The sequence below is a fragment of the Neobacillus sp. SRL179 genome, from assembly GCF_984799095.1.
Genome location: NZ_OZ481792.1, coordinates 679,883 through 704,273, shown reverse-complemented (window position 1 = coordinate 704,273; position 24,391 = coordinate 679,883). Strand labels below are relative to the sequence as shown.

Below are 24,391 nucleotides of genomic sequence, written 5' to 3'. Positions count from 1 at the left end.
AAAGTTCACTCGGCTTCGGACACCACTTCATCTTTTTGGCCTTACCTTGTCCAAAGTTCACTCGGCTTCGGACACCACCTCTTCTTTTTGGCCTTCCCTTGTCCCAAGTTCACTCTACTTCGGACACCACTTCATCTTTTTGGCCTTACCTTGTCCGAAGTTCACTCGACTTCGGACACCACTTCATCTTCTTGGCCTTACCTTGTCCAAAGTTCACTTGACTTCGAACAACAATTCATCTTTTTGGTACTGCCTTGTCTCAAGTTGAGTAGATGTAAAAAAATGACTCTACTTATGGTACGGATCACCGTAACGCGTATATCGACGAAAAATAAAAAAGTTAAGGAATTAACCTCAACTTTTTAACTATAAAATTATTAATGTGCCTCTAACTAGATTTTTTCTATTAGTGCGTCCATTTCTCTTGTCTCAAAGTTAACAATTCTTAGCCTTTATGCTCAAAATATAAATATATATATATTTCTTCTAACTATTAGTGTCTTTTGTCTGTACCCGACACCATAACTAGACATTATTATCTAACACCGAAACTTAATTTTTTTCGATTTAAAAATATCTTCTATTTCAGTTAAAGCAGGCATCCCAGTTTGTGCTCCCATTTTTGTAGTCGAGATAGATGCAGCTATAGTAGCAAATAATACGGCATCTTTTAGATTATGTTTTTTACTAAGGGCAACAGCAAGGGCACCATTAAAAGTATCTCCAGCACCAGTTGTATCTAAGACTTCAACTGTTATTGCATTTATTGTTGTTTTTTGGTTGTTAAGATGGAATTCAACACCCTTTTCACCTTTAGTCACTATACTTTTATCTTTGATTTGTTCTATTTCTTCATTAGTGGCCTGATCCAAGAGTTGTTTATACTCATGCTCATTAGGCGTTATATAAGTTAGTCCTTCTAATAGATTTTTGGGTATTTTTTGAAATGGTGCTGGATTCAGTATTACAGGAACACCATACTTATTAGCAATTTCAGTTGCTGTTATGACAGATTCTATAGGGACTTCTAATTGTAGCAGCAATAGATCACTATTTTGGATTTGTTCTTCATGGGCTATAACCCATTCTGGCGTTACTTCGTTATTGGCTCCAGGGACAACAATGATTCGATTATCATGATTTGAAACAATAATAGTAGCTGTTCCAGTTTCATTTTCGGTCACAATATCTACGTATTTCTCATTTACACCTTCCTGGCGAAGTATATCTTTGAGTTTAGAGCCAAATAAATCCGCTCCAACTTTTCCTAACATACATACTTCAGCATCAAGTCTAGCAGCTGCAACTGCTTGATTTGCCCCTTTTCCTCCAGGGAATGTAGAGAAAGATTGACCTATAAGAGTCTCACCTTGATGTGGTATAAGATTTGTAACCGTTACAAGGTCCATATTTATACTTCCTAAAACAGTAATGACGGGTTTTTTCATATATTAACCACCTACTATATCATTTTGTTAGTAGAAAAAGGGACCCAAATCGGGACCCTTTCCTTATTTCATCAACAAATTTGGTAAATAAAGAACAATACCCGGTACTAATGCAAACAGCACTAGTAAGGCAATCAACACTATTAAGAATGGCCTAATTTCTTTTGAAAATTCAACTACAGAGCATTTAGCTATGCTTAATGCCACATACATGATCGTACCTACAGGTGGAGTAATCGTTCCAATCATTACATTAATGGCTAATATAACGCCAAAGTGTAAAGGATCAATACCGAATTGTGTTAATATCGGCATAATCACTGGTGTAGTAATAATAATAATCGCCATACCATCTAGAAAGCACCCTAATATTAGTAAAATAAACATTAAGAGCAGCATGGCAACAATAGTTGAATCTGAAATGTTTTGAAACATTGCCAGTACTTTTGCTGGTCCTTGAGAAAATGCCATGACCCAAGCAAATGGTACGGAAGCAGCAATAATAATTCCAATTGAAGATGACATGGTGACAGATTCTAATATTTTCTTCGGTAATTCTTTAATTTTTATTTCCTTATATACAAATAGACCGATAATTAAGGAATAAAAAACTGCAATGACCGCGGATTCTGTGGCAGTGAATATACCCGAAAAGATACCACCGACAATGATTACTGGCATTAGAAGTGCCCATGAGGCATCCAAAGAAGCTTTAACAATCTCTTTAAAGCTAGCCCTTGCTCGTTTCTCAAATCCTCTTTTTCTTGCAATAAAATAAGAAACAACCATCAATGAGCAACTCATCATTAGACCCGGAATAGCTCCACCTAAAAATAGCTTCCCAACGGATACACCTGCAAGACTGCCATAAACAATCATCGGAATACTAGGGGGTATGATCGGACCTACCGTTGCACTCGCCCCTAAAATGGCTGCTGCAAACCCTTTACCATATCCTCTTTTAATCATCGTTGGGATTAAGGCAGATCCAGTAGCAGCTGCGTCGGCTACCCCAGATCCCGAAACACCAGACATGAATACATTTGAAACTACTGAAACATGTGCTAAACTCCCTCTAATATGACCAACTAGAACTTCCGATAATTGGATTAGACGTTTTGTAATACCCCCCGCTTCCATGATGGTTCCCGCCAAAATAAACAACGGAATCGCTAACATAGGGAAAGAATCTAATCCTAGAGCGAGCCTTTGTGGCATGGTCTGCAAAGGAATTGTCCCTTCTGAAAGAAGCGCTATTAGTGTTGCTCCGAGTAATGAAAATCCAACAGGGACACCAATAAGAAGGAGAACTAGTAAAGAAATAATTAAAATAATAAGCATTTTTTTCGTTTCTCCTTTCTATACTGGATTGCTTAATTTCTTGAAAGTGATTTGGTAAATCTCTATGAGCGTATAAATAAATAATAGAAAACTAGATACTGGAACCGATAAATAAACAAGTCCTGTCGGTATCTGTAAACTCGTTGTCAGTACGTTCCAAGTTTGTTGAGTCAAAATCCACCCATATCTAAAAAGGATGAAAAATATAACTAACATGATTACATGGATGAGAACACGAATGACTAGATTTATTTTTTCTGAAAAAACGATTCCAATCAAATCAATAGCTATATGCTTTTTTTGTTTAAAAACGACAACAGTACCCAAAAGTACGGACCAAATAAAAGTGTATCGTGCCAATTCATCGGTCCATACTAATGCAAGGTCAAAAAATCTAGCAATTACTCCTAGAGCTACAGAGATACACATAATGGTAAAAAGGACACCACTAATAAATTCTTCTAAATTCAAAAATATAAATTTGGGATTTTTCATTTATTAATCACTCCAAATACCGTCTGTCCTTTACTCTTGAGCAGAGATAATTTTTTCGTAATATCCTTTTCCTACTTTATCTTCAAAAGATTTATAAGTATCAGCAGTCGCCTTTTTAAACGCTTCAACATCAACTTCTACTACTTCCATGCCTTCATTCTTTAATTTTTCTAATTCCTCTTCGTTAGCTGTTAATTGAAGCTCAGACATATATTCACCTGACTCAAACATTGCCTCGGTAACAATGGTCTTCTGTTCGTCAGTTAAAGTATTCCACCATTGTAAACTTACAACTGGTAGCTCATTTTGAGTCATATGTCCTGTGAGGTTCACATATTTTTGTACCTCGTAAAATTTGTTTGTATATATTTGATTAATTGAATTTTCTTGAGCTTCAATCGTTCCAGTCTTTAAGGACATATATACTTCTGCAATATTCATTGGTGTAACGTTTGAACCCATAATTTTAAATGGCTCAGTATGAGCAGCTGCATCAGGTGTTCTAATTTTTAATCCTTTAACATCTTCTGGAGTTTTAACTGGTTTTTCTTTAGTTGTTACATGACGATCTCCGACCCACCATACTGCTTCAGGAAATGCACCCAAATTAACCGTTTCTGCTTGAGTTCCAATTTCTTTATATACATCAGTTTTAGCAAGCTTAACAAACGTTTGATATTTTTCACGTTCATTATTTCCTTTAATAACATAAGGTAAAGTTAGTACAGCTGCTTTAGGGACAAAGTTTGAAAGAACCGCTGCAGATGGAATTGTAATTTGAATCGTATTAATTTGTGTACTTTCAATTAGATCTTTTTCATTTCCTAATTGTCCTCCTGGGATTACTTCTACTTCCATAGCTCCATTTGACTTTTCTTTTACTAATTCAGCAAACTTCACAGATCCCTTATGAATGGCAGATTGGTCATTTGTCACGTGACCTAGTTTAATTTTCATAGTTTCTACTTTTTCTGAATCAGTGCTTGATTTTTTCGAAGTTTCTTCAGATGCATTACATGCTGCTAAACTAAACATTAATAGAATACTAGATACAAATGTCAGCGCATTCTTTAATCTCATTGTTTTATTCCCCCTATTTTTTATTTACTTCTAATAGCTGCTTTGCATATTCCAATTCCATTAAGTGTAGCTTTTCGACTCTTCGTCTAAATTCAACTGCAGTGCTAAATTCTGCCGTTAAAAAGGATTGCACTAACTCTTTTACTAAAGCAGGTCCAATAATTTGAGCACCGATACACATAACATTTACATCATCATGCTCCACACATTGATGGGAAGAATAAATATCATGACAAACTGATGCCCGAATGCCCGGAATTTTATTCGCTGCAATAGAAGCTCCAACTCCAGTTCCGCAAACTAGAATCCCCTTGTCAGCTTCATTTTTGCGGACTTTTTCGCAAACTACTTTAGTGATGTCAGGAAAGTCAATCGGATTCGGGTCAAAACTCCCATAATCTGTTACTTCATGACCTAATTCTTTTAAAACTTCAATGACATGGCCTTTCAGTGGAAACCCTGCGTGGTCTCCCCCAATCGCAATTTTCATATCTAGTACAACTCCTTTTTAGAATAAATTATAGTTAATCGTTTAACTAGATTTATATAAAATACTAGTTAAACGTTTTAAAACTCTCAATTAACATCCACAAGAATTTCTAATGACCATTTCTGGATCTAAATAAATAATTTCTCTTCCCTCTGTGCTAATACCTGATATTGTATCTATTATATTATTTGCAGCATGTATTCCTAACTCATAAGCAGGCTGCCTGATACCCGATAACGGTGGATTAACAACATCAGCCCATTCTGGATCATCATATCCATAAATCGCAATGTCTTGTGGAATGTTTAAACTCTTTTCTTTTATATATTTATAAGCTCCTAAAGACATAGAATTATTTGAAATAAATATTGCTTCAGTACTTATATCAGACTCAAGTATTTCTTTCGTCATTTCATAACCGCTTTCAATGTCGAAATTACCTTCTAATACCATTTCTTTTTTGAAAGGAATAGCGTAATCTTCAAGCGCTCTTTGATAACCAATAAACCTGTCCCTTCCAGTACTAAAATGCAAAGGACCAGTTATAACAGCAATTTTCTTATAACCATGCTTAATTAAATGCTCTGTCGCCTGGTAAGCACCTTTTATGTTATTGGTCATAACCATGTTTGAAGGAAAATGATCAGGACATCGATTTAAAAAAACAAGTGGAACTTTTGCTTTTAGTAAATCGTTATAATGATCTCCTGTTCCTGCAGATGATGAAATGATTAAACCATCAATCCTTTTACCCATTAACACATCAAGATACTCTTTCTCTTTTGTAATATCAGAATCGGTGCTACATAAGAGAACATTATATCCTTTTTCCGACAATGTATTTTCAATTCCTTTTACTACATTAGAAATAAAGCTATTGGCAATATCTGAAATTAATATTCCTATTAATTTAGATTGTTTTACTCTGAGACTTTTAGCAATTTGATTTGGTCTATAGTTAAGCGCTTCCATTGCATCGAAAACTTGTTTCTTTACATCTTCACTTACAAATTTAGTATTATTAATAACATTTGATACGGTTGCAGTTGAGACATTTGCTAAGTGTGCTACCTCTTTCAATGTTGGATTTTTCAATTTATTCACCATCTTGTTAGTTAATCGATTAACTGAATTGTATTATTATTTATATGCACTGTCAATAAATATTTAGAATATTTATTTTTTTAAATTAAACTAAGGGTAATTATTGAAATATTCCTCAGCTGACTTTTATAAATAAAGGAAAAATACTATTTTCCTACATACTTTTTACGAAATTCCTTTTGAGAATTTCCCTCATGTTTTTTGAAAAACCGGCTGAAATACGCCATTTGCGAAAAACGATTTTTGTAGTAATCTCCAACTTCGTTTAGCTTTTCTATGCAACAATGCTGAAACATATAGTGTAACAAGATCAATCGAAGAGTGACAGGCACCACCATAATTAGTGAACAATACTTAATTTATGTCTCAAAAGAGATGTTTTCAGCTCTTCTTCTGTCCTTATGATGTTTTTACATAATTAATTATTCTTATTCTATAGCTTAAATAAAATTTCGCAGTTACTTATGGTACGGTTCACCCTATTATAAGTAGTCAAGTTTATATTGAAAGCTCTAAATCCCCTCTCTTTACTTCAATATTTATGATGACGCCATGTAAAATCGCCTCTTCCAACAGCCATTGTTTCCCTCGTTGCCTACATTTTTGCAGGCCTGTTTGGTGCAAACCCTGTTTATGAGGGCACGGTACAGACTAAACTATACCTGTTTTTAGTTGACATGCTAGCAGCCCCTTAAGTTTGTGAAGACTTTGTTGGTAAATTTCAGGGTATGGCCAATGATGATATTTAACAGGTATTGGGATATCTACTAAATCAGTTGATGTTAAGGCCAATTCACGCATTCCTTCAATATACTCTATTAATTGCAATACATCCTTTTTCGTCCCAATTGGCCCATGACCCGGGACAGCTATTTCAAACTCTAATTCTGTTATATTTTTTAAAATTCGAACCCACCATTCAGGGTTAGATTCCTCAAAAAACGTTGGATGGTTTTGGACAAATAACAAATCCCCCATAAATAACACCTTTTCTTCTGGAACAAAAAGCATCGAATCACAATAGGAATGCCCCCCACCCAAGGTAAACAGTTTGGCGCTACTTTTCGTACCGTAAAAGGTTACTTCCTCTTTAAATGTTTGCTGCGGCAATGTTAACTCTAAGATGGGCAATGAACTTTCCACTTCACTTAAAAAGCTGATTTTTTGTCCCATCTCTCTATCTCTATTTCTGCTAAACTGCTCTTTTAATGAGTGAATATAATTAGTCAGTCCCTTTATATCCTGTTTTTGCTTCTCTATACGCGCCGGATGAATATCCCGCATTTTTTCATACGTAATCTGGCTGGAGATAATGGTACGTTCCTTAAAAATTTGATTACCCCGGATATGATCTCCATGATAATGGCTATTCACTACCCAAGTAATCGGAGAAGCCGTTTCCTTTTCCACTGCCCTTTTCAAATCTTCAGCAGCCTGGGGAGTATTAAATGTATCGAATACAATGGTTTGATTACCTAAATCAATAAAGCCCGCATTAGCGACAGAACCACCGCCCTCCTTTGCAATCGCTGCATACACTCCCTTACTGACTTTTTCTAGTTTAAAATGCTTACTGTAAACTTCACTGCTCATCTAATCTTCCTCCTTTTTCTAAAACCACCTTGGATTGTTATATATTCCCATTATATAATGGCAATAGTAACCCGAATACTTATTGAATAAAGAGTAAATCAGTTTGGGGGAGAACCATGACTTTTTCCTTGTATGTTTCAAATCTATCACCAGAACAAGTAGCTTTTAGCTTCTCAGCCGCCCATGAAACCTTAATGGCTCTTCATGTGTTTCATGATTGTAAGCACCATCCCCTTCACATCCCTTGGGTCATAAGCGCCAGAAGAAAAATCAATCCTACCTTGAAACAAGAAATAGAGGCCTTTAGCTTTTTATATCAAAGGCCCTTGGTGACATTTTGGGCCTTGCAGAGGAATTCTGCCTTTCAGTCCTTTGAAGATGAGTTGAGTGAACTTAGCTCCAGTCCTATCGGTCTTTTTTGCAATACCATTGTTGAAACACTTTTAAATCGAAAAGAAATGCCTGCTGACCTATTGAAGGACCAGCAGCTGCAACAAGATTTTACTGAATTCGCGTGTCATCGTTATCCGGAATCTAAGGAAATCATTGTTGCCCTGTTGAAAAATCCGGAGCACATTCGTCAGCGATTTATTAACATGCTGGATGATTTTTGGAGTACCTCTGTAAAAAGTGATTGGAGTATGATTGAAGAGCTTATTTTAAATGATATTGCTTTCCGCGGAAGGAAACTTATGAATGAGGGGACTTTACAGCTGCTGGCAAGTCTCTCGCAAGAAATTGATATTTATCCACATGAAAACAAGGCGGTCATTAGAAGAATTTCAAAAGAGGATCTTTATTTTGATCAAAATGATGAATTACTTTTAACCCCTTCCTATTTCGCATGGCCTCATTTATTTGTCAATCTCCATCGTTTTATAGGAATTAATTACTCCATTATGGAAAACCAGCGAGATGCGTCAAGGCCCATGCCGCCAGAAGATTTACTAAAGTTCTTCAGCTCATTGGGCGATTTTAGCCGGCTTCAGATCGTTAAATATTTAGCACAAAAACCGCGTTCAACCAGGGAATTGGCAGGATTAATGGGCATGACAGAGGGGGCAATTTCTAAACACATCAAACTGCTTAAGGATGCTGGGTTAGTTGCTTCCAAACGTGAAAGTTACTATGTCTTCTATTATTTGCAGGAAAAACCCTTTCGTGAATTTCCGCTGGGATTGTTGGAATATATTCAGGGGACATGAATTTGATAGGGTGATGGCTGTCACCTTGTCTTATTCAAATTTCATTATGCAGTGACTTTTATCTTGATTGCCATGCCCACTTGTTCAATCAGTTTCTTGTTTGCTCCAATACCCCTGCCATATCCGTTTGTGTTTTTTTTATATTCTCGAGGGTAATATATTAGTATTAATATGGAAAAGAAGTAATCGACTTGTGTCCAAGTAACGCGCTCTCTTACAATAGGGATACAGCAAAAATAAATGATATAGGAGAGGATTAATATGACAGACATTCAATCCGGAAAAAATGAATTTTTTATTGAAGAATCAGGGAAGGTAATTGCAAGAATCCAATATGAACCTAGTGGAAAAGATTTAATCACTGTAACCCATACTCTTGTTAACGAAGGTCACAACGGCAAAGGATTGGGAAAAAAATTGGTCGATAGAATCGCACAATATGCAAGGGAAGAAAATAAATATATTGTTCCCGAATGTTCCTATGCAAAAAGTATCCTTCAAAGTAAGGAAGAATATAAAGCTGTTCTAGCAGATTGAAGGGTCAAACTAATTCAACATTACCCTTTTAGGAACAGCTTTAAAAGTTTAAACCATTCCCCCAGATCGCACTCAGCGCTCCTTGTAAAGCAGGCTTGATTCTTTCACTAATTTTAGTGATACATTTTAGAGACAAAAACAGCACCTTCCTGTTATTTGGAGAAGGTGCTGTACTATTTTTCAAAAAGGACATTTTGCAGGTTGCTAAAGAAAAACCTTACCTTGGTGGGAAAAACCAGTGATTCCTATTATATATAAATTTGTTTTAAAGGAAGATTGGTATTTGTTCGGACAAATTCATATTTTTTTTGGGACCCTTGTCCGAAGTTCACTCACCTTCGGACATCACCTCTTCTTTTTGGTCTTACCTTGTCCGATGTTTACTCAGCTTCGGACACCACTTCATCTTTTCGGCCTTGCCTTGTCCAAAGTTCACTCACCTTCGGACATCACCTTTTCTTTTTGGTCTTGCCTTGTCGGATGTTTACTCACCTTCGGACATCACCTCTTCTTTTTCGTCTTGCCTTGTCGGATGTTTACTCACCTTCGGACATCACCTCTTCTTTTTGGTCTTACCTTGTCCGAAGTTCACTTGACTTCGGACATCACTTCTTCCTATTGGACTTACCTTGTCCGAAGTTCACTCGACTTCGGACACCACTTCATCTTTTCAGCCTTGCCTTGTCGATGTTTACTACGCCTTCTAAATCTAAATAACGAACCCCCCCAAGAACTGAAGTTGGAGAACTACTAACAAAAAAGTTTAAAGGGAGATTAGAAAATTCTAATCCCCCTTTTCCCTATTAAAACCTAGCCTAAATAGTTGCTTTATCCTTCATGGTATAAGACTTTAGCTCTTTAACCGGAGGCATCACATCCTCTGGAATTCCTGGTTCATAGGTTTTTCCATTCGTACTTTCCTCAAATTCCTTTTTTGCCTTTTCCAGGACTTGATCTTTATTTAACAGCAGGTCGTAAGCCGACAAGGCCATCGTTTTTGCTGCAAGATGCATCCCCTTAAAACCAATGGAAGAGCCGAAGCTTGCGGTAGCCTGCCAGGTATGAAATTGGACACCGACTGGTGCACACGTTGTAGAGATTTGTCCAACAGGAATTATCCAACAAACATCACCTACATCTGTCGAAGCACCGAATGAAGTTCCTAATTGGAGTTTATTGTTCTGATAAGAGCAAGGCAGCAAATCTTCTATCCTATCCTTTTTTGTTGATATTCTGCTAGGATTTAAGGTTGTGACTATTTCTTTTGCAAATAAGACTTCCTCATCGGTGAACTCCTGGCTTTCCATCTGCAGCATATTCTCATACATCAAATCATTTAATATTTGATTAGGCAGGGTTTCATAGGGATTCGCTAATACCTCCCAATCCACGGTTGTTTCGGTCATCATCGCAGCACCCTGTGCTATTTTCATTAATCTAGTTTGCATCTTTTGGACTAGTTCTTTTGTTGCTCCCCGCAAATAATACCAAACACTTGCCTCATCAGGGACAATGTTAGGGGCTAATCCTCCATTTGTAATAACGTAATGAATTCTTGATCCATCAGGAACATGTTCCCGCAAATAGTTGGATCCCACGTTCATTAGTTCTACTGCATCTAGCGCACTTCTTCCGGTGTGTGGTGCTGCACCGGCATGCGCGGAAATCCCTTTAAAATAAAATTTCATCGAAATCATCGCTTGTAAACTATAATTGGTTACTTCATTTGAAGTACCTGGATGCCAGGTCAAGGCACAGTCTAAATCATCAAAGGCAGCGGCTCTGGCCATAAACGTTTTTCCTGATAACTCTTCCTCTGCTGGGCAGCCATAATAGCGAATCGTTCCACCTAGGCCATCTTGGTCCATGGCATTTTTTAAAGCAAGGACTGCTTCCACTCCGGCAGTCCCGAGCAAATTGTGACCGCATCCATGACCCGGCCCGTTTGGAATCACTTGGTCTCGCGAGCTGCTTACCTTTTGTGATAATCCCGGCAGGGCGTCGTATTCTCCTAAAATGCCGATGATGGGTTTACCGGATCCGTATTCCGCCACAAAAGCGGTGGGCAGGTTACCTATATTTCTTTTAATCTTAAAACCTTCATCCGATAGTTTCTCGATCTGTAATTCTGAAGCAAATGTTTCGCTAAATGCCACCTCAGGGTGCTCCCAGATCTCTTGCGCCATATTGGTGAAAATAAGCTGGTGCTCATTCAACCATTGTAGAATATCCTGCTTACTCAGAACGACTCACTCCTTTTCATGCGAAGGTATTTTTGAACGGACGCAACATTACATTGATTTTCCTCCAGGTACCGTCTCAATCCTTTCGAAGTTAAGTTCCTTTCTAGAGTTAATAAACAAAGCTGCAATAATACTGACTACAGCACAACAGATTAAATAAATAAAAGAAGCGCTATACGATCCATTAAAGGCTTCAATTAAATATCCCATAACCATCGGTGCAAAGAACGCGCCAATCATTCCCCCTAGGTTTATAATCCCGATTGCGGAACCGATATTGTTTTTCGAAATGACTTTATGAGGCAATGCCATGACGGTCGCAAAAACAGTACCGTGGAAGAACAAACAAATGGATTGATAGAAAATAACTAAAGTGACGGAGGGTGCGTTAAATAATAAGTAGAGAAAGAGAATAACTAAAATGGAACTGATAATGGCAACTATTTTTTCCTTTCCACTTAAGTAGGATTGGAAAAGCTGCCCCGCAACTACCGTACCTATCGCTCCCGTTAACGCTGGAATGGAGGTAAGCATGCCCATCGACATCAGATCAAGACCTCTAACTCCTACCAGATAAGGAGGCATCCAAGAAATAAGACCCCAGACAACCGTGCTCATTCCAAACCAAATGACAGCTAATTTCCATGTAATGGGCAGCTTGATTACATCTTTAAACGAAGCTTTTTCAATGACTTCTTCTTCTGAATTGTCTTTAACCATATTCTCCGGCTTAAGATATTTCCAAAGAATCCAGGCAATAAGTACTCCGAAAATACCAATTGAAATAAACAGGTGTTTCCACCCAATCCATACGAGCAATGGAGTTGCGATCAGAGGTGCGATGACGCCTCCAAGTGAATTGGAAGACATCATAATGGTTTGGGCACCAGGACGTTCCTTCTTTGGAAAAACGTTCGCAATTGCTTTTGAGCTTGCTGCCGGATATGCACCTTCTCCAAGCCCAAACAGAAAACGGATGGTAACCATACTCATCAGCGACCAAGCCATTCCCGTTAATACCGTAAATAAAGACCAGAAAATAATAGCAATGGTAATTACTTTTCTAGAACCGAATTTATCCGCAAGAAAACCGCCAGGTACCTGCATCAATGCGTAGCCAGCAAAAAAACTGCTTAGAACAACCCCCATCACAGTCGGACTTAGTTTAAAATCCTTCGCTATTTCCACAATGCCAATATTCATGGCCATTCGATCTAGATAGGATAAACACCAACCAATAAATAAAAACGCCAAAATAATATACCTTTTCTTATTTACATTTATGCTGTTTTGCATACCCTTCCCCCTTATCATGTTCTTGTACAATTTACCGTTCTGGCTAAACACAATGGACAGAAACAAAATGGTTGATGAGTAAAAAAATTTAAATTCCGATCCCTCCTCCTCTACAATGAAAACGCATTCATTAATAGTTTGAATTTTTTAACTATTCAGTACTATGTAAATGATATAAAATATGAAGTGGATAAACAATGTGGATTTCAACACTGTTTATTTAACCTAGTTGTTACAATCCACAGTGGAGGTTTTGTAAATGGAAAAGGGTTCCTTTCTTAAAGAGTTAAAGCTGGAAAATCAGAATGCCCAACATGCTCTGATCAATATGATTGAAAGTTTTCAAGCCATTAACTCTTCACTTGAATTAGACGAAGTTTTGAAAAAAATAATCCACTCCGCCATCAATATTGTCCAGAACGCCGATGCCGGATATATCCAACTCTATGACAAAATTCTAAATAAGCTCGTGATCAAGTCCTTCGTTGGTTTTAACGATCATATCCAATTTTTCAAGGTAAATGTGGGTGAGTCCATTACAGGAAGAGTCTATCGGGACAGTAGTGTAAGTTTGATAGGAACAAAAGCAAAAATCTATGAAAGTATGTTTGACTTAAGAAAAGAGAATATTGACTGTCTTGAGATCGCACATGAGCATCGAAATATTAAGTCTATATTATCCGTTCCCATTTCTTTTAGAAGCAATAAAATTGGCGTCATGACGCTTCACTGCTTTGATAAAGAGGATGGTCTCAACGAAACAGACCTCCTTTTTTTGCAGAGTTTTGCTTCTCAAGCGGCTATTGCCATCCATAATGCTCAATTACATATGGAGGTCCAAAAAAGCCTGGATGAAGTCACGTTTTTATCAAAAAAGCTCACGGATGCCAATAGTTTGTTGGCAAAGAGAACAGACATTCACAATCTCCTAACCAGGTTGTCGATGCAAAACCGAGGACTGGATTCCATTATCGTTGAAATGAATAAATTGATGGATAAGAAACTATTCTTCTTAGATTATCTTTCGGGAGAATGCAAACCCGATCATACTATTTCCTTCCACAAAAGCTTAGACGATCTCTTACTTCTTTTTACCAATAAAACCAAGCCAGCCTATGTTTCCATCTATGATTCCATCCAAACAGACTTCTATATTTACCCGATTAGGTCCGGATCCATTTTTTTAGGATGCCTAATCGTTGAAGCCCCTAGCGGCATTTCACCGCTTGACTGCTTAATCCTTGAACAAGGGGCCCCTATTCTCTCTTTAGAAATTATGAAGCTGCGGTCACAAACGGAGATTATGTATAAAAAGACCTATGAAGCCTATCAACAATATCTAAAGACAAAAAATCTCCAACAATTAGAAATACTTGCAGAAGATTTAGGTATTCAACCCCATTCTTTTCACATGACGGCTTTAATCGAGCTTGATGGCATTCCCGATCTGCAATCACTTGAAAACCACGCCATGCTGCTGCTCACACACCTGAAGAAGAAGTTACCTATAAAAAACAGGCTTCTTTTTAACTATAATAACAAAATTACCATTTTTTCCACCTCACTTAACGGAGACAATGAAGGCCACTTTATTGAGATGGTGGAGAGTGCCATTAGTTGGTGGAATCAGCAGTTTCCAGTATCAGCTAGAGCGGGGCTCTGCACAGGACATTATTATCCAGAACAAGCAGAAGAAAATCACGGAAAAGCCGAAAAGGCCCTTCTTCAATTAAAAAAACAAAAGAAAAAGGGCGTCCTGCATTACAGGGATATCGGGATCAGCCGGCTATTTTTGCATCACCACTCAGAAGAAATCACCTCGTTTCTAGAAGAAACGTTTTCTGAAGTTTGGAAGGATCAACATAAATACGGGGAACTTTTTCATACTCTTTTATCGTTTATCCAAAATAATCGTTCTATGACCAATACGGCTATCGACTTACATATTCATGTAAATACACTCTATAACCGGATTAAAAAAATCGAGGAAATTCTTCAATTAGATTTTAATCATTTTGAAGACTATTTAAAGGTGCAAATGGCCGTCTATCTCTATAAATCCTATATTAAATAAGATCAAGCGCGGCCCCAAAAATAGCCCAAAATATATAGTAAGCCATGCATCAGGGGGCAGGTATCAAAAATATTTTTTCAAAAACACTAGACATTTTTACTATAGTGCGATAAATTAATAAACAAGTTAAATTACTTAAAAAAGTGAATAAATTATAAATTTTCTTATCCAGAGAGGTGGAGGGACTGGCCCTTTGAAGCCTCGGCAGCGGAATCATATTGATTCTGTGCCAATTCCAGCAAGTGTACTTGAAAGATAAGAAGAGGATCTCCAGTTATTTAAATTCGCCCTCTTCTTATGTCTGAAGAGGGCTTTTATTATTTGTTGAATAATATTGGTTTTCACTCCCTGCTTGAAGTTTTACATAAAGGGATACTTCCCTCAAAGGAGATTACAGCATGATCGAATTTCAGAATCTTAAAAAGATTTACAAAAGCAACGGCCAACAAGTTGCCGCGTTGAATGGAATTGATTTAAAAATTAATAAAGGGGAGATATTTGGGGTCATTGGATTCAGTGGTGCGGGGAAAAGCTCACTTATCCGCTGTGTAAACTTACTAGAGCGTCCGACTTCAGGTAATGTGATTGTCGATGGTCATGACCTCACATCTCTTTCCGTAAAAGAAGTGCGGAAGATTAAGAAAAACATCGGGATGGTCTTCCAACATTTTAACCTATTAAACTCTAAAACAGTCTTTGCAAACGTGGCAATGCCCCTCGTGCTTGAAAAGCAGCCAAAGGAAATCATCAAAAAACGGGTTCAGGAATTATTAGAATTTGTTGGCTTGGCTGATAAAGCCGACTATTATCCTGACCAGCTTTCCGGAGGACAAAAGCAAAGAATTGGGATTGCTAGGGCACTGGCAACCCAGCCATCTATTCTCCTTTGTGATGAAGCTACATCAGCTCTCGACCCGCAAACCACGAGTTCAATTCTTCAGCTTTTGAAGAAAATTAATCAGGAATACAACATTACGATTCTCCTCATCACGCACGAAATGGCGGTAATCAGAGAAATCTGCGACCGAGTCGCAGTGATTGAAGCGGGAAAAATTATTGAAGAGGGGACAGTATTTGACGTCTTCTCAGCACCAAAGACACAAACAGCCAAGAACTTTGTCAGCACTGTCATGAACGACCAGCTGCCAGATTCAATCCTAAAAGTCATTGAAAAACATGAAGGAATGAACAAGGTTTTTCGTATCAATTTTGTCGGCAATTCTGCCGGCCAGCCGCTGCTTTCCGAGCTTGCGAAGCAATTTGATATCCATATCAATGTTTTGTTTGGCAACATTACCGAACTTCAAGGTACCCCATTTGGAAACTTAATCGTAGAGTTCCAGGGGGATGACAACGAAGTCATTCGGGCACTAACCTATATCAACGAGAAGAACATCAGTGTGAAGGAAGTGATTGCACATGCTAGTTAGTTCAGATCAAATCATTACAGCTTTAATGGAAACCATTCAGATGGTTGCCTTCTCGCTAGTATTTTCCGCCATTCTTGGATTACCGCTTGGAATTTTACTAGTTGTCACGAGGAAGGGCCACATTCTTGAGAATATCCCGTTTTTCACGATCTTAAGTGGGATTATTAATATTTTTCGCTCAGTTCCGTTCATTATTCTATTAGTGGCGATCATTCCGATTACACGCTTTATTGTCCATACGTCCATCGGAACGGCGGCCGCCATTGTACCGCTCGTCTTCTATGCAGGTCCTTACATTGCAAGATTAGTAGAGAATTGCTTGTTAGAAGTTGATCCTGGTGTCATTGAAGCAGCTGAGGCCATGGGTGCAACCCCGTGGCAAATTATTACGAAGTTTCTTGTTCCAGAGGCACTCGGTTCCCTCGTTCTCGCGCTTACCATTGCGACCATCGGGCTAGTCGGTGCCACCGCCATGGCTGGCACAGTCGGTGGCGGCGGAATCGGTGATCTAGCGATTACATATGGTTACCAGCGTTTTGATACGATCACGATGATTATAACCGTAGTCATTCTGATTGTGATTGTTCAAGGATTACAGTCATTAGGCAATATAGCAGCAAAGAAATTAAGACGTAGATAACGTAGGAGGAAAACAACATGAAAAAATTTTTATTCACCATTATTATTGTTGCATTAGCCGTATTGGGGGCTGGATGCTCTAGTCAATCAAAAGATAAAGCAGCTTCTGGTAAAGAGTCCGTAACGGTCAAGCTTGGGATTAGTGGAACGGATACGCGCCAGTGGGATTATGTAGCCAAGAAAGCAAAGAAAGAGGGCATCAATATTGAAATTGTAAAATTCTCTGATTATGTTGCTCCAAACACCGCTCTTGCTGAAGGTGAGCTTGATGCGAATGCATTCCAGACAGTGGCATATTTCGATGTCTTCATTAAAGAACATAAACTCGATCTTGTACCAATTGCCACAACGGTTCTTGCTCCAATGGGGATCTACTCTGACAAATATAAAGATGTAAAGGATATTCCGGATGGTGCCAAAATTGCTGTACCAAATGACGCATCTAACCAAGGCCGTGCATTACTGCTTCTTCAAGAAGCTGGCCTAATTAAGTTACCTAAAGACTTTGATCCAAATGGCTCACTTGACCAAGTGAAAGAAAATCCAAAAAATATTAAATTCGTTCCAGTGGTTCCGGCCCAAACGCCGCGCGTATTACCAGACGTAGCCGCTTCTGTTATCAATAATGGTGTTGCAAATGATGCCGGTCTTAAGCCTTTAAAAGATGCCATTTTCCATGAAAGTGAAACAGCTACACCATACATTAATATTATTGCTGTAAATAAAAAAGACAAAAACAACAAGACCCTTAAGCGAATTGCAGAACTTTTCCAAGAAGAGGACACAGCGAAATTTATTGAAAAAGAATACGATGGGAATTTAATCCCGACTTTTGTTCCTTTAAAAAATATCGGTTGGTAGGATGATCATACTTTTAAAACTACTAACTAACAATCTTAAGAGGTTTTTGCTCAAGCAGCAGGAACCTCTTTAAAAATGGAGGAGAGACAACATGACCGTATCAGTGCCATCATTCACAGCATTAAAAGAAACCATTATTACTAATGTAGAAAGCAATAAAGAGCGTTACCTTTCCACAAGCCACCAAATTCATGAAAAGCCGGAAATCGGCAATGAGGAATTTTTTGCATCCGGCTTATTAACGGACATTCTTGAAAGCGAAGGATTTGAGGTTGAAAAGGCTGTTGCCGGACATGAAACTTCATTTGTTGCTCGGAAAAAATCCTCCAAGCCAGGTCCTTCCATCGCATTCCTTGCCGAATATGATGCCCTCCCAGGATTGGGACATGGATGCGGCCATAATATTATTGGAACAACCAGTGTCGCAGCAGCGATTGCCTTAAGTAAAGTGTTAGAAGAAACCGGCGGCGAAGCGGTTGTTTTCGGTACACCCGCTGAAGAAGGCGGTCCAAACGGCAGTGCAAAAGGGAGCTTTGTCAAACATGGATTAGTAGAAGGAATTGACGCCGCACTTATGGTTCATCCTCACGGCCAAACCAGACTGACGAGTACATCGCTTGCGGTTGACCCGCTCGACTTTGAGTACATTGGAAAACCGGCCCATGCGGCAGCTTCTCCTCATGAAGGAATTAATGCCTTAGATGCTGTTATTCAGCTTTTTAATGGCATCAATGCTTTAAGACAGCAGCTCCAAGATGATGTCCGTATCCACGGCATTATCACACATGGCGGTGATGCACCGAATATTATCCCTGAATATGCTAAAGCTAGATTCTATATTCGAGCTGCTACGAGAACAAGATTAAATGAAGTCACACGTAAGGTGAAAGCTGTAGCCGAAGCAGCCGCTTTAGCCACAGGCGCAAAGGTCAACATCATCGCTTTTCAAAATGAAGTCGATAATCTTGTATTAAATAAACGTTTTGATTCTGTATTTAAGAAAGTCGTCGAAGAATTGGGCGAAACGATTGCGGTGGATGACAAAGGTATTGGCTCCACAGATGCCGGGAATATCAGTCAAGTGGTTCCGACCATCCATCCTTATATTAAAATTGGTGCAGACGAAATTGTCCCACATACCGTCCCTTTCAAAGAAGCAGCCGCTTCTCCAACAGGCGACCACGGACTGCTCACTGGGGCAAAAGCATTGGCATTAACTGCCTTACACCTTTTAACAGACGCGGATACATTGGCAAAAATTAAAACCGAATTTAAGGAAAGAAAAGCCCTAGAGGCAAAATAAGAAAAAGAGGTGCCATTTCGCATCTCTTTTTCTTATTAATAATCGTTTAGCTTTAGTTTTTCATTCAACTTCTGATATACCACTTTCATTTCGGGCTCTGTACTCGCTTCTATTGCTTCTTGAAGACCCATCCATTTAATAGCACTATTTTCATCAGGTTTGATGTGTGTCTCTTCATCTTCATCTGCTTCTATTAAATAAGTTAGATTCAAATGCACATGGGTAGCCACGTGTTTTCCTTTTTTTACGTGAGCAGGAACTCCTAAAATTTCCACCGAATAAATTTCTTTCGATACAGGCGTAATATTAGTCAATCCGGTTTCCTCTTCCGTCTCCTTCATGGCCACATGCAGTAAGTCCGCATCACCATCAGCATGACCGCCAACCCATGACCAGGATTGGTAAATATTATGATAGGCCATTAACACTTTCGTACGGCTATGATTGACAACCCACGACGAGGAAGTAAAATGAGCAAATTCATTTTCTCTCGTTAATAAGTTATCAAATGTGTCCATATATCGTAAGATTACCTCTTGGTCTTTAGCTTCTTGAGCATTGTATGGAACATAATGAATGATTTGATCTCTCAAATCCATGGCAGTTATCTCCTTTGATCTATTAAAAATATTCTTTATTATATAACAACTAGTGGCTGAACCCTATTTAATTTGCCTTGTCTTATCACAAGTACCCATAGAGGATGAAAAATTTAGTTACAAAAAATAACAATAGTTCAAAATTTTTCTGTAAAATAAAGATATAGTCTTACTTCAAAAGTTTCAGGAGGAGAACATGTTTTTTTTAAAGAAGGGTAATTATTATTATTTTGTTGTAATTTTAGGATATTTTTTGCTGGACATTTATTTAAATGTCTTTATTGCCAAGGCAAGTAATATTGTCCTCCAGCTGCTGCTTGTTATTTTATTTTTCCCGCTATTAAAACTGATTCTCAAAGGAACAAAGTTACATACCTATAAAAGAATTGGTATTGTGTTCCATCAAAAATGGAAGAAAAATGTGATAATAGGATTTAGCATTGGTTTTTCTTTTTGGTTACTAAAGTATATGATTGTCTATTTTTTAAATGGATTTGAAATTGTTGAAGTGAAAAATGTAACGGAATCATTGATATTATTCTTCTTTGTCTTTTTTTCATTTTTTATCGGTTCCTTTTTAAATGACATTATCGTTAGAGGATACGTATTTGGTCATCTAAAAGATAGACTGAATAAAAAATGGATTTTTATGATATCCATCCTATTGTATGCACTGGATGATAGTTGGAATGAAGGCTTTAGCTTTTCTAATCTATTGTTTTCTCTTGTTTTGGGTTTATCGTTAACTTATGCCTTTTATCGTACACAATCGATATGGGCAGACACAGGTATCCATTGGGGCTTAAATGTATGTTATGGAATTTTCAATGGAATGTTAGGGAGTAAAGATGGAGGAATATTTGTAACTGCTGACCATCCGAATCCGCCTGTTTATATAGAACTAATTGGCTATATCTTGCCACTTCTCATGTTTCTATTTCTCTATTTAGTTCGGAGGCATTTAAAAATAAATAAATAGATTCGGATCCTGTTTTGCTTCCTATTTAATAAAAGGCGAGCAGTTACTTTCACTGTTCGCCAAGAAACCCTTAGGAAAGTATCCATATGGTCTTAATATTTACTTTTTCCTATTGCTGCTGCAAAATCCACCTTTATCCCAGAAGCCTTTTTCAGAGCAGCCCATACAGCAGAAACCGGCAGCAATACAACGGTCGTAACCAATCGATTCACATGCATTAAATGCTAGTGTGCCCTTACATCCTAATTTAAACAAGCAATACCCTGCCTTAGCGCCTTCGTCATCGTAAGAGTACGCAAATAGTTTTTGATCAAAAAAGGGCTTTCGGTGACATGTCATATGGACAGTTTTCTGATAGAAAGCTTTGGGCCGAAGTTTTTTGTCAAGCTCTGGGAGCTCTCCATGAAAATGCACATGTAAAAGCGTTCCAATGATTACCTCAGGTATGGGCGGACAGCCTGGTACAATTGCCAAAGGTTTATCTTCGGGAACGACTTTTCTTATCTCAACAGAATTTGTTGGATTACTGCCTGCAGCCGGTATTCCTCCCCAAGCGGAACAGCTTCCCATGGCAATAACTGCTTTCGCATTTCTAGCAGCATGAACAATTTCATCCCTTACAGATTTACCTGCAATCATCAGAAATTCATCACTGCAAGGAATACTCCCTTCAACAACAAGAACATATTCCCCACTATACTTTTCAAAAATTGAGTCTTTATGGCTCTCAGCCTGAAAACCACTCGCCACAGAGAGCAGCTCACTGTATTCTAACGAAATAAAATTCAGAATCGTATCCAATGTAGTTGGTTCAGTGGAACGAGTAAAAGCTTCTTTACAACCTGTGCAATCTAATGCACTTATCCATATGACGGGAAGTCGATGATCCGTTTTTGTAATCATTTCTTCTGTTACATGTAACGTTTCTAACCAATTATAATTCGCCATCATGTTTTCCTTCTTCCTTTAAGAATAAAGAATGAAATGCTACTTCATATTGTTCAGTATTTCACATAACAAACTACTCAGTATCGTAGATAGCTGTGATATTTAGATATTCCGTTCTAAACTCTACGTTACTCTTATGATAATACTATCAACGAAAATATGAAACTAGAAATTGGAATATGGTCCCACTTAACCCATTTAAAATATAAAAATTCATAATATTCTGCTACAATAATTACAGATATTTGTTATTAAATTGGACTAGAGGTGATAGTAACATGTATAGGACTCCCTTATTTGAAAATGATGTACCAGTAGCACACTTCTCTTAATGGAGTGAAGGTGGCTACATCTCTCCGTTAGGGACATTTTGAACTATTTAAAAGACGGAGGGTATATAAAAATGAAAAACACCTTATTAGGTTCTATTTATCTAACTTTGGCCGCCAGTATTTGGGGTGGCATGTACGTTGTTGTTAAGGTTGTCGTGCCAGTCATACCGCCGCTTGAACTTGTATGGATGCGTTATTTAGTCGCTATTGTCGTACTTCTAGTTATTGGCTTCTTAACACGGCAGAAATGGAAAATCGATAAACGTCATATCTTACTAATCATATCCATTGGAATAATCGGTAACGCCATTTCAATTGTTACCCAAGAAACTGGTACAATGCTATCTACAGCACAAATGGGAGCTATTATAACTTCTTCCACACCAGCCTTTATGGTGATCTTTGCTCGCCTGCTTCTTAAAGAACAGTTGACGTTAAAAAAAGTACTCTCCGTTTGTTTAGCGACCATTGGCGTTATTCTCATTGTTGGAGTCGGTGATGTGAATTTGTCCAGTAGACTGGGTGGGATTTCACTTGTTATTGCTGCTTTAACATGGGCACTTATGTCTGTACTTATAAAGCGCGTGCCGAGTGATTATTCACAAATTGTGGTGACCACCTATTCCATATTGGTGGCTCTAATCGTGTTGACCCCCTTTGTTTTGCCACGATTACATGAAATGAACCTCTCCCCATTGACTCATCCGACTATTTGGGGAGGAGTCTTGTATTTGGGGATTATATCAACAGCATGTGGATTTTTACTTTGGAATCGCGGTTTACAAATGCTTAACGCCTCAAGTGGGGGGATCTTTTTCTTCTTTCAACCTGTGGTTGGGACTTTACTCGGTTGGCTTATTCTAGGAGAGAGTATAGGTGTAATGTTTTGGATAGGTTCCATCCTAATTCTTATGGGTGTTTTATTCGTTATGATGGAGAAAAAATAGTATTAAGAGTACCCCTTCAATGTATTTGAAGGGGTTTTACTTGTGTAACAGCATTTACATTGCTAACCTATATTCTTCGCTCTATATAGGAAAATACTACTCCTACAAAATGTTAATACAAGAAATTCTTCCTATAATTTTAATCTTCAACAAAGCATTTTAATATTGGGATAATGGAAGCCTATATTAGCCCTAAATTTAAGCTAATTGGGCTTCGCCTCTTAAACTCTGCCACAGCCTCAAGTAAATGAACTTCAAGCACTTCTTCAATTTCAATGTCATTTTTTCCTTTCAGAGACACACCCATTCCTGTTGACCTCTTTATGGAGAATGCTTTGCCATTAATTCGGATATTCTAGAAATAAATACATATTCGTTTATTTAGATATTTAAATTTATCCGGAGGTTTAGAAATGGTCTTAACAAATCCTATTAACGTATCTGAAGTAGGGTCTCTTTGGCAAACATACCAAGAAAAGACCTTAATTATGAGATTTTTAGAATACTTTATCGAAAAGACTGAAGATACCGAGGCAAGAAATCTTTTAGGAAGCTTGTGGCAGGAGCTCAACTTTTATGTAAAAGAGATTGAAGAAATCTTTTCCGAACAAGGGATGGTTATACCTATTGGTTTTACATCTGATGATGTGAATTTAAAGGCTCCTAAGTTATATGACAATGGATTTGATATCATGTTTGTTCGTATATTAAAGGAAATAAGTATGGGGCTGTACACCCTAAGTATGAATATGACCTACAATAAAAAGGTAATGGCGATCTATGAGGGGCTGACAACTGTTACTCAAAAAATCTATAAGCTCTCGACCCTTTATTTACTTGATAAGGGGATTCTTGCGTTGCCTCCAAAAGTGACCATGCCTAAAAAAAATGAATTTATTACTAGTAAAAAGTTTATGGAGGGTTATAGACTCTCTGGCGATAAAAGGGCTCTAACTGACCTTGAAGTTGGGATTCTTCATCACAACCTGGAAGCAAATAATATTGGAATGCAGCTTATTACAGGTTTTGCACAATGTGCCCAAAACAAGGATGTGAAACAATATTTTATCAAAGGGAAAGAACTTGCAAAGAAGCAAATTAAAATAATGGAAGAGTTACTTCTAGAAGCCGATGTTCAACTTTCCGCTACATCAGGAGCTACGGTAACTTCATCTACAGTGCCGCCTTTTTCTGACCGGTTAATGATGCATTGTATCTACATCCTAAATGGCTTTTCAATTGTTGGCTCTGGAACCGGTACATTTTTTAGTTTAAGAAATGATTTGGTGATGAAATCGTTGTTAATAGCAAAGGATATCTATTTCTATGCTCAAGAAGGAATTGAAATTAAGATTAAACATGGCTGGTTCGAACAACCCCCACAAATGGAGGACCGCTCCCAGCTCATCAAAGGAAATGAATATAGTGATTAACTTTAGCTAAAATT

The 24,391-nt window shown here is 37.9% G+C and carries 21 protein-coding genes and 1 riboswitch; of the genes, 10 read left to right on the top strand and 11 right to left on the bottom strand.

What is annotated here, in order from left to right; genetic code table 11:
* Window positions 1-539 precede the first annotated feature (539 nt).
* The 7 genes from rbsK to AC4E8C_RS03415 all read right to left on the bottom strand — a co-directional run bounded on the left by rbsK (window position 540) and on the right by AC4E8C_RS03415 (window position 7,551).
* Window positions 540-1,448 carry a ribokinase gene (rbsK, locus tag AC4E8C_RS03445; RefSeq protein ID WP_490210273.1) on the bottom strand — a complete coding sequence of 303 codons (909 nt, stop codon included), beginning with the start codon at window positions 1,446-1,448 and terminating at the stop codon, window positions 540-542.
* A gap of 63 nt (window positions 1,449-1,511) precedes the next feature.
* Window positions 1,512-2,789, bottom strand: a complete 1,278-nt coding sequence (locus tag AC4E8C_RS03440; RefSeq protein ID WP_490210271.1) for a TRAP transporter large permease — start codon at window positions 2,787-2,789, stop codon at window positions 1,512-1,514.
* 18 nt (window positions 2,790-2,807) lie between these two features.
* Entirely contained in the window at window positions 2,808-3,284 is a 477-nt protein-coding gene (locus AC4E8C_RS03435; RefSeq protein ID WP_490210270.1) for a TRAP transporter small permease, read from the bottom strand.
* A gap of 30 nt (window positions 3,285-3,314) precedes the next feature.
* On the bottom strand, window positions 3,315-4,364 hold the full coding sequence (locus AC4E8C_RS03430; RefSeq protein ID WP_490210268.1) for a TRAP transporter substrate-binding protein: 1,050 nt from the start codon (window positions 4,362-4,364) through the stop codon (window positions 3,315-3,317).
* Window positions 4,365-4,377: 13 nt separating this feature from the next.
* Window positions 4,378-4,854: a ribose 5-phosphate isomerase B gene (gene rpiB, locus AC4E8C_RS03425; protein WP_490210267.1), complete on the bottom strand. Its 477-nt coding sequence runs from the start codon at window positions 4,852-4,854 to the stop codon at window positions 4,378-4,380.
* Window positions 4,855-4,944: 90 nt separating this feature from the next.
* The gene (locus tag AC4E8C_RS03420; protein WP_490210266.1) at window positions 4,945-5,949 is read right to left on the bottom strand and encodes a LacI family DNA-binding transcriptional regulator; all 1,005 of its coding nucleotides are present in this window, start codon (window positions 5,947-5,949) and stop codon (window positions 4,945-4,947) included.
* Window positions 5,950-6,609: 660 nt separating this feature from the next.
* Window positions 6,610-7,551: an MBL fold metallo-hydrolase gene (locus tag AC4E8C_RS03415; protein WP_490210264.1), complete on the bottom strand. Its 942-nt coding sequence runs from the start codon at window positions 7,549-7,551 to the stop codon at window positions 6,610-6,612.
* 116 nt (window positions 7,552-7,667) lie between these two features.
* Between AC4E8C_RS03415 and AC4E8C_RS03410 the strand changes: the two genes are divergently transcribed.
* Complete coding sequence (locus tag AC4E8C_RS03410) at window positions 7,668-8,756, top strand: ArsR/SmtB family transcription factor (protein WP_490210262.1); 1,089 nt, start codon at window positions 7,668-7,670, stop codon at window positions 8,754-8,756.
* Window positions 8,757-9,017: 261 nt separating this feature from the next.
* Window positions 9,018-9,293: a GNAT family N-acetyltransferase gene (locus tag AC4E8C_RS03405; RefSeq protein WP_490210260.1), complete on the top strand. Its 276-nt coding sequence runs from the start codon at window positions 9,018-9,020 to the stop codon at window positions 9,291-9,293.
* 815 nt (window positions 9,294-10,108) lie between these two features.
* On the opposite strand, the gene AC4E8C_RS03400 is transcribed toward AC4E8C_RS03405, so the two are convergent.
* Together AC4E8C_RS03400 and AC4E8C_RS03395 are read right to left on the bottom strand one after the other, a co-directional pair.
* Complete coding sequence (locus AC4E8C_RS03400) at window positions 10,109-11,479, bottom strand: amidohydrolase (protein WP_490212458.1); 1,371 nt, start codon at window positions 11,477-11,479, stop codon at window positions 10,109-10,111.
* A 105-nt stretch (window positions 11,480-11,584) separates the two neighbouring features.
* On the bottom strand, window positions 11,585-12,832 hold the full coding sequence (locus AC4E8C_RS03395; RefSeq protein WP_490210259.1) for an MFS transporter: 1,248 nt from the start codon (window positions 12,830-12,832) through the stop codon (window positions 11,585-11,587).
* Between the two features lie 259 nt (window positions 12,833-13,091).
* Here AC4E8C_RS03395 and AC4E8C_RS03390 point away from each other — a divergent pair, with 259 nt between their 5' ends.
* From AC4E8C_RS03390 to AC4E8C_RS03370, 5 genes are all read left to right on the top strand, one after another.
* Window positions 13,092-14,906 carry a helix-turn-helix domain-containing protein gene (locus AC4E8C_RS03390; RefSeq protein ID WP_490210258.1) on the top strand — a complete coding sequence of 605 codons (1,815 nt, stop codon included), beginning with the start codon at window positions 13,092-13,094 and terminating at the stop codon, window positions 14,904-14,906.
* Between the two features lie 161 nt (window positions 14,907-15,067).
* A riboswitch (SAM riboswitch) is annotated at window positions 15,068-15,168 on the top strand.
* Window positions 15,169-15,304: 136 nt separating this feature from the next.
* Entirely contained in the window at window positions 15,305-16,336 is a 1,032-nt protein-coding gene (locus tag AC4E8C_RS03385) for a methionine ABC transporter ATP-binding protein (protein ID WP_490210256.1), read from the top strand.
* Window positions 16,326-16,976 (top strand): methionine ABC transporter permease, encoded by a 651-nt coding sequence (locus AC4E8C_RS03380; RefSeq protein ID WP_490210254.1) that lies wholly within the window; start codon window positions 16,326-16,328, stop codon window positions 16,974-16,976. The genes AC4E8C_RS03385 and AC4E8C_RS03380 overlap by 11 nt, the downstream gene beginning before the upstream one ends.
* Before the next feature lie 17 nt (window positions 16,977-16,993).
* On the top strand, window positions 16,994-17,836 hold the full coding sequence (locus tag AC4E8C_RS03375; protein ID WP_490210253.1) for a MetQ/NlpA family ABC transporter substrate-binding protein: 843 nt from the start codon (window positions 16,994-16,996) through the stop codon (window positions 17,834-17,836).
* Between the two features lie 91 nt (window positions 17,837-17,927).
* Window positions 17,928-19,139, top strand: coding sequence for a M20 family metallopeptidase (locus AC4E8C_RS03370; protein ID WP_490210251.1), 1,212 nt, complete (start codon window positions 17,928-17,930; stop codon window positions 19,137-19,139).
* Window positions 19,140-19,174: 35 nt separating this feature from the next.
* On the opposite strand, the gene AC4E8C_RS03365 is transcribed toward AC4E8C_RS03370, so the two are convergent.
* Entirely contained in the window at window positions 19,175-19,738 is a 564-nt protein-coding gene (locus tag AC4E8C_RS03365) for an NUDIX hydrolase (protein ID WP_490210250.1), read from the bottom strand.
* Window positions 19,739-19,934: 196 nt separating this feature from the next.
* Here AC4E8C_RS03365 and AC4E8C_RS03360 point away from each other — a divergent pair, with 196 nt between their 5' ends.
* Window positions 19,935-20,717, top strand: a complete 783-nt coding sequence (locus tag AC4E8C_RS03360) for a CPBP family intramembrane glutamic endopeptidase (RefSeq protein WP_490210248.1) — start codon at window positions 19,935-19,937, stop codon at window positions 20,715-20,717.
* A 99-nt stretch (window positions 20,718-20,816) separates the two neighbouring features.
* Here AC4E8C_RS03360 and AC4E8C_RS03355 read toward each other — a convergent pair whose 3' ends face one another.
* A complete protein-coding gene (locus AC4E8C_RS03355) occupies window positions 20,817-21,668 on the bottom strand; it encodes a hydrogenase small subunit (protein ID WP_490210246.1) in 852 nt (283 codons plus the stop codon).
* A gap of 400 nt (window positions 21,669-22,068) precedes the next feature.
* On the opposite strand from AC4E8C_RS03355, the gene AC4E8C_RS03350 reads away from it, so the two are divergent.
* Complete coding sequence (locus AC4E8C_RS03350; protein ID WP_490210244.1) at window positions 22,069-22,944, top strand: DMT family transporter; 876 nt, start codon at window positions 22,069-22,071, stop codon at window positions 22,942-22,944.
* 413 nt (window positions 22,945-23,357) lie between these two features.
* The gene (locus tag AC4E8C_RS03345) at window positions 23,358-24,377 is read left to right on the top strand and encodes a DUF3231 family protein (RefSeq protein ID WP_490210243.1); all 1,020 of its coding nucleotides are present in this window, start codon (window positions 23,358-23,360) and stop codon (window positions 24,375-24,377) included.
* Window positions 24,378-24,391: the final 14 nt, after the last annotated feature.

Coding starts and splice junctions, on each gene's coding strand:
- AC4E8C_RS03415 (WP_490210264.1), bottom strand. CDS start 7,551: ATGAGCAGTGAAGTTTACAGTAAGCATTTTAAACTAGAAAAAGTCAGT.
- AC4E8C_RS03390 (WP_490210258.1), top strand. CDS start 13,092: ATGGAAAAGGGTTCCTTTCTTAAAGAGTTAAAGCTGGAAAATCAGAAT.
- AC4E8C_RS03405 (WP_490210260.1), top strand. CDS start 9,018: ATGACAGACATTCAATCCGGAAAAAATGAATTTTTTATTGAAGAATCA.
- AC4E8C_RS03370 (WP_490210251.1), top strand. CDS start 17,928: ATGACCGTATCAGTGCCATCATTCACAGCATTAAAAGAAACCATTATT.
- AC4E8C_RS03385 (WP_490210256.1), top strand. CDS start 15,305: ATGATCGAATTTCAGAATCTTAAAAAGATTTACAAAAGCAACGGCCAA.
- AC4E8C_RS03355 (WP_490210246.1), bottom strand. CDS start 21,668: ATGATGGCGAATTATAATTGGTTAGAAACGTTACATGTAACAGAAGAA.
- AC4E8C_RS03435 (WP_490210270.1), bottom strand. CDS start 3,284: ATGAAAAATCCCAAATTTATATTTTTGAATTTAGAAGAATTTATTAGT.
- rbsK (WP_490210273.1), bottom strand. CDS start 1,448: ATGAAAAAACCCGTCATTACTGTTTTAGGAAGTATAAATATGGACCTT.
- AC4E8C_RS03365 (WP_490210250.1), bottom strand. CDS start 19,738: ATGGATTTGAGAGATCAAATCATTCATTATGTTCCATACAATGCTCAA.
- AC4E8C_RS03440 (WP_490210271.1), bottom strand. CDS start 2,789: ATGCTTATTATTTTAATTATTTCTTTACTAGTTCTCCTTCTTATTGGT.
- rpiB (WP_490210267.1), bottom strand. CDS start 4,854: ATGAAAATTGCGATTGGGGGAGACCACGCAGGGTTTCCACTGAAAGGC.
- AC4E8C_RS03380 (WP_490210254.1), top strand. CDS start 16,326: ATGCTAGTTAGTTCAGATCAAATCATTACAGCTTTAATGGAAACCATT.
- AC4E8C_RS03410 (WP_490210262.1), top strand. CDS start 7,668: ATGACTTTTTCCTTGTATGTTTCAAATCTATCACCAGAACAAGTAGCT.
- AC4E8C_RS03430 (WP_490210268.1), bottom strand. CDS start 4,364: ATGAGATTAAAGAATGCGCTGACATTTGTATCTAGTATTCTATTAATG.
- AC4E8C_RS03350 (WP_490210244.1), top strand. CDS start 22,069: ATGAAAAACACCTTATTAGGTTCTATTTATCTAACTTTGGCCGCCAGT.
- AC4E8C_RS03345 (WP_490210243.1), top strand. CDS start 23,358: ATGGTCTTAACAAATCCTATTAACGTATCTGAAGTAGGGTCTCTTTGG.
- AC4E8C_RS03360 (WP_490210248.1), top strand. CDS start 19,935: ATGTTTTTTTTAAAGAAGGGTAATTATTATTATTTTGTTGTAATTTTA.
- AC4E8C_RS03400 (WP_490212458.1), bottom strand. CDS start 11,479: ATGGCGCAAGAGATCTGGGAGCACCCTGAGGTGGCATTTAGCGAAACA.
- AC4E8C_RS03375 (WP_490210253.1), top strand. CDS start 16,994: ATGAAAAAATTTTTATTCACCATTATTATTGTTGCATTAGCCGTATTG.
- AC4E8C_RS03395 (WP_490210259.1), bottom strand. CDS start 12,832: ATGCAAAACAGCATAAATGTAAATAAGAAAAGGTATATTATTTTGGCG.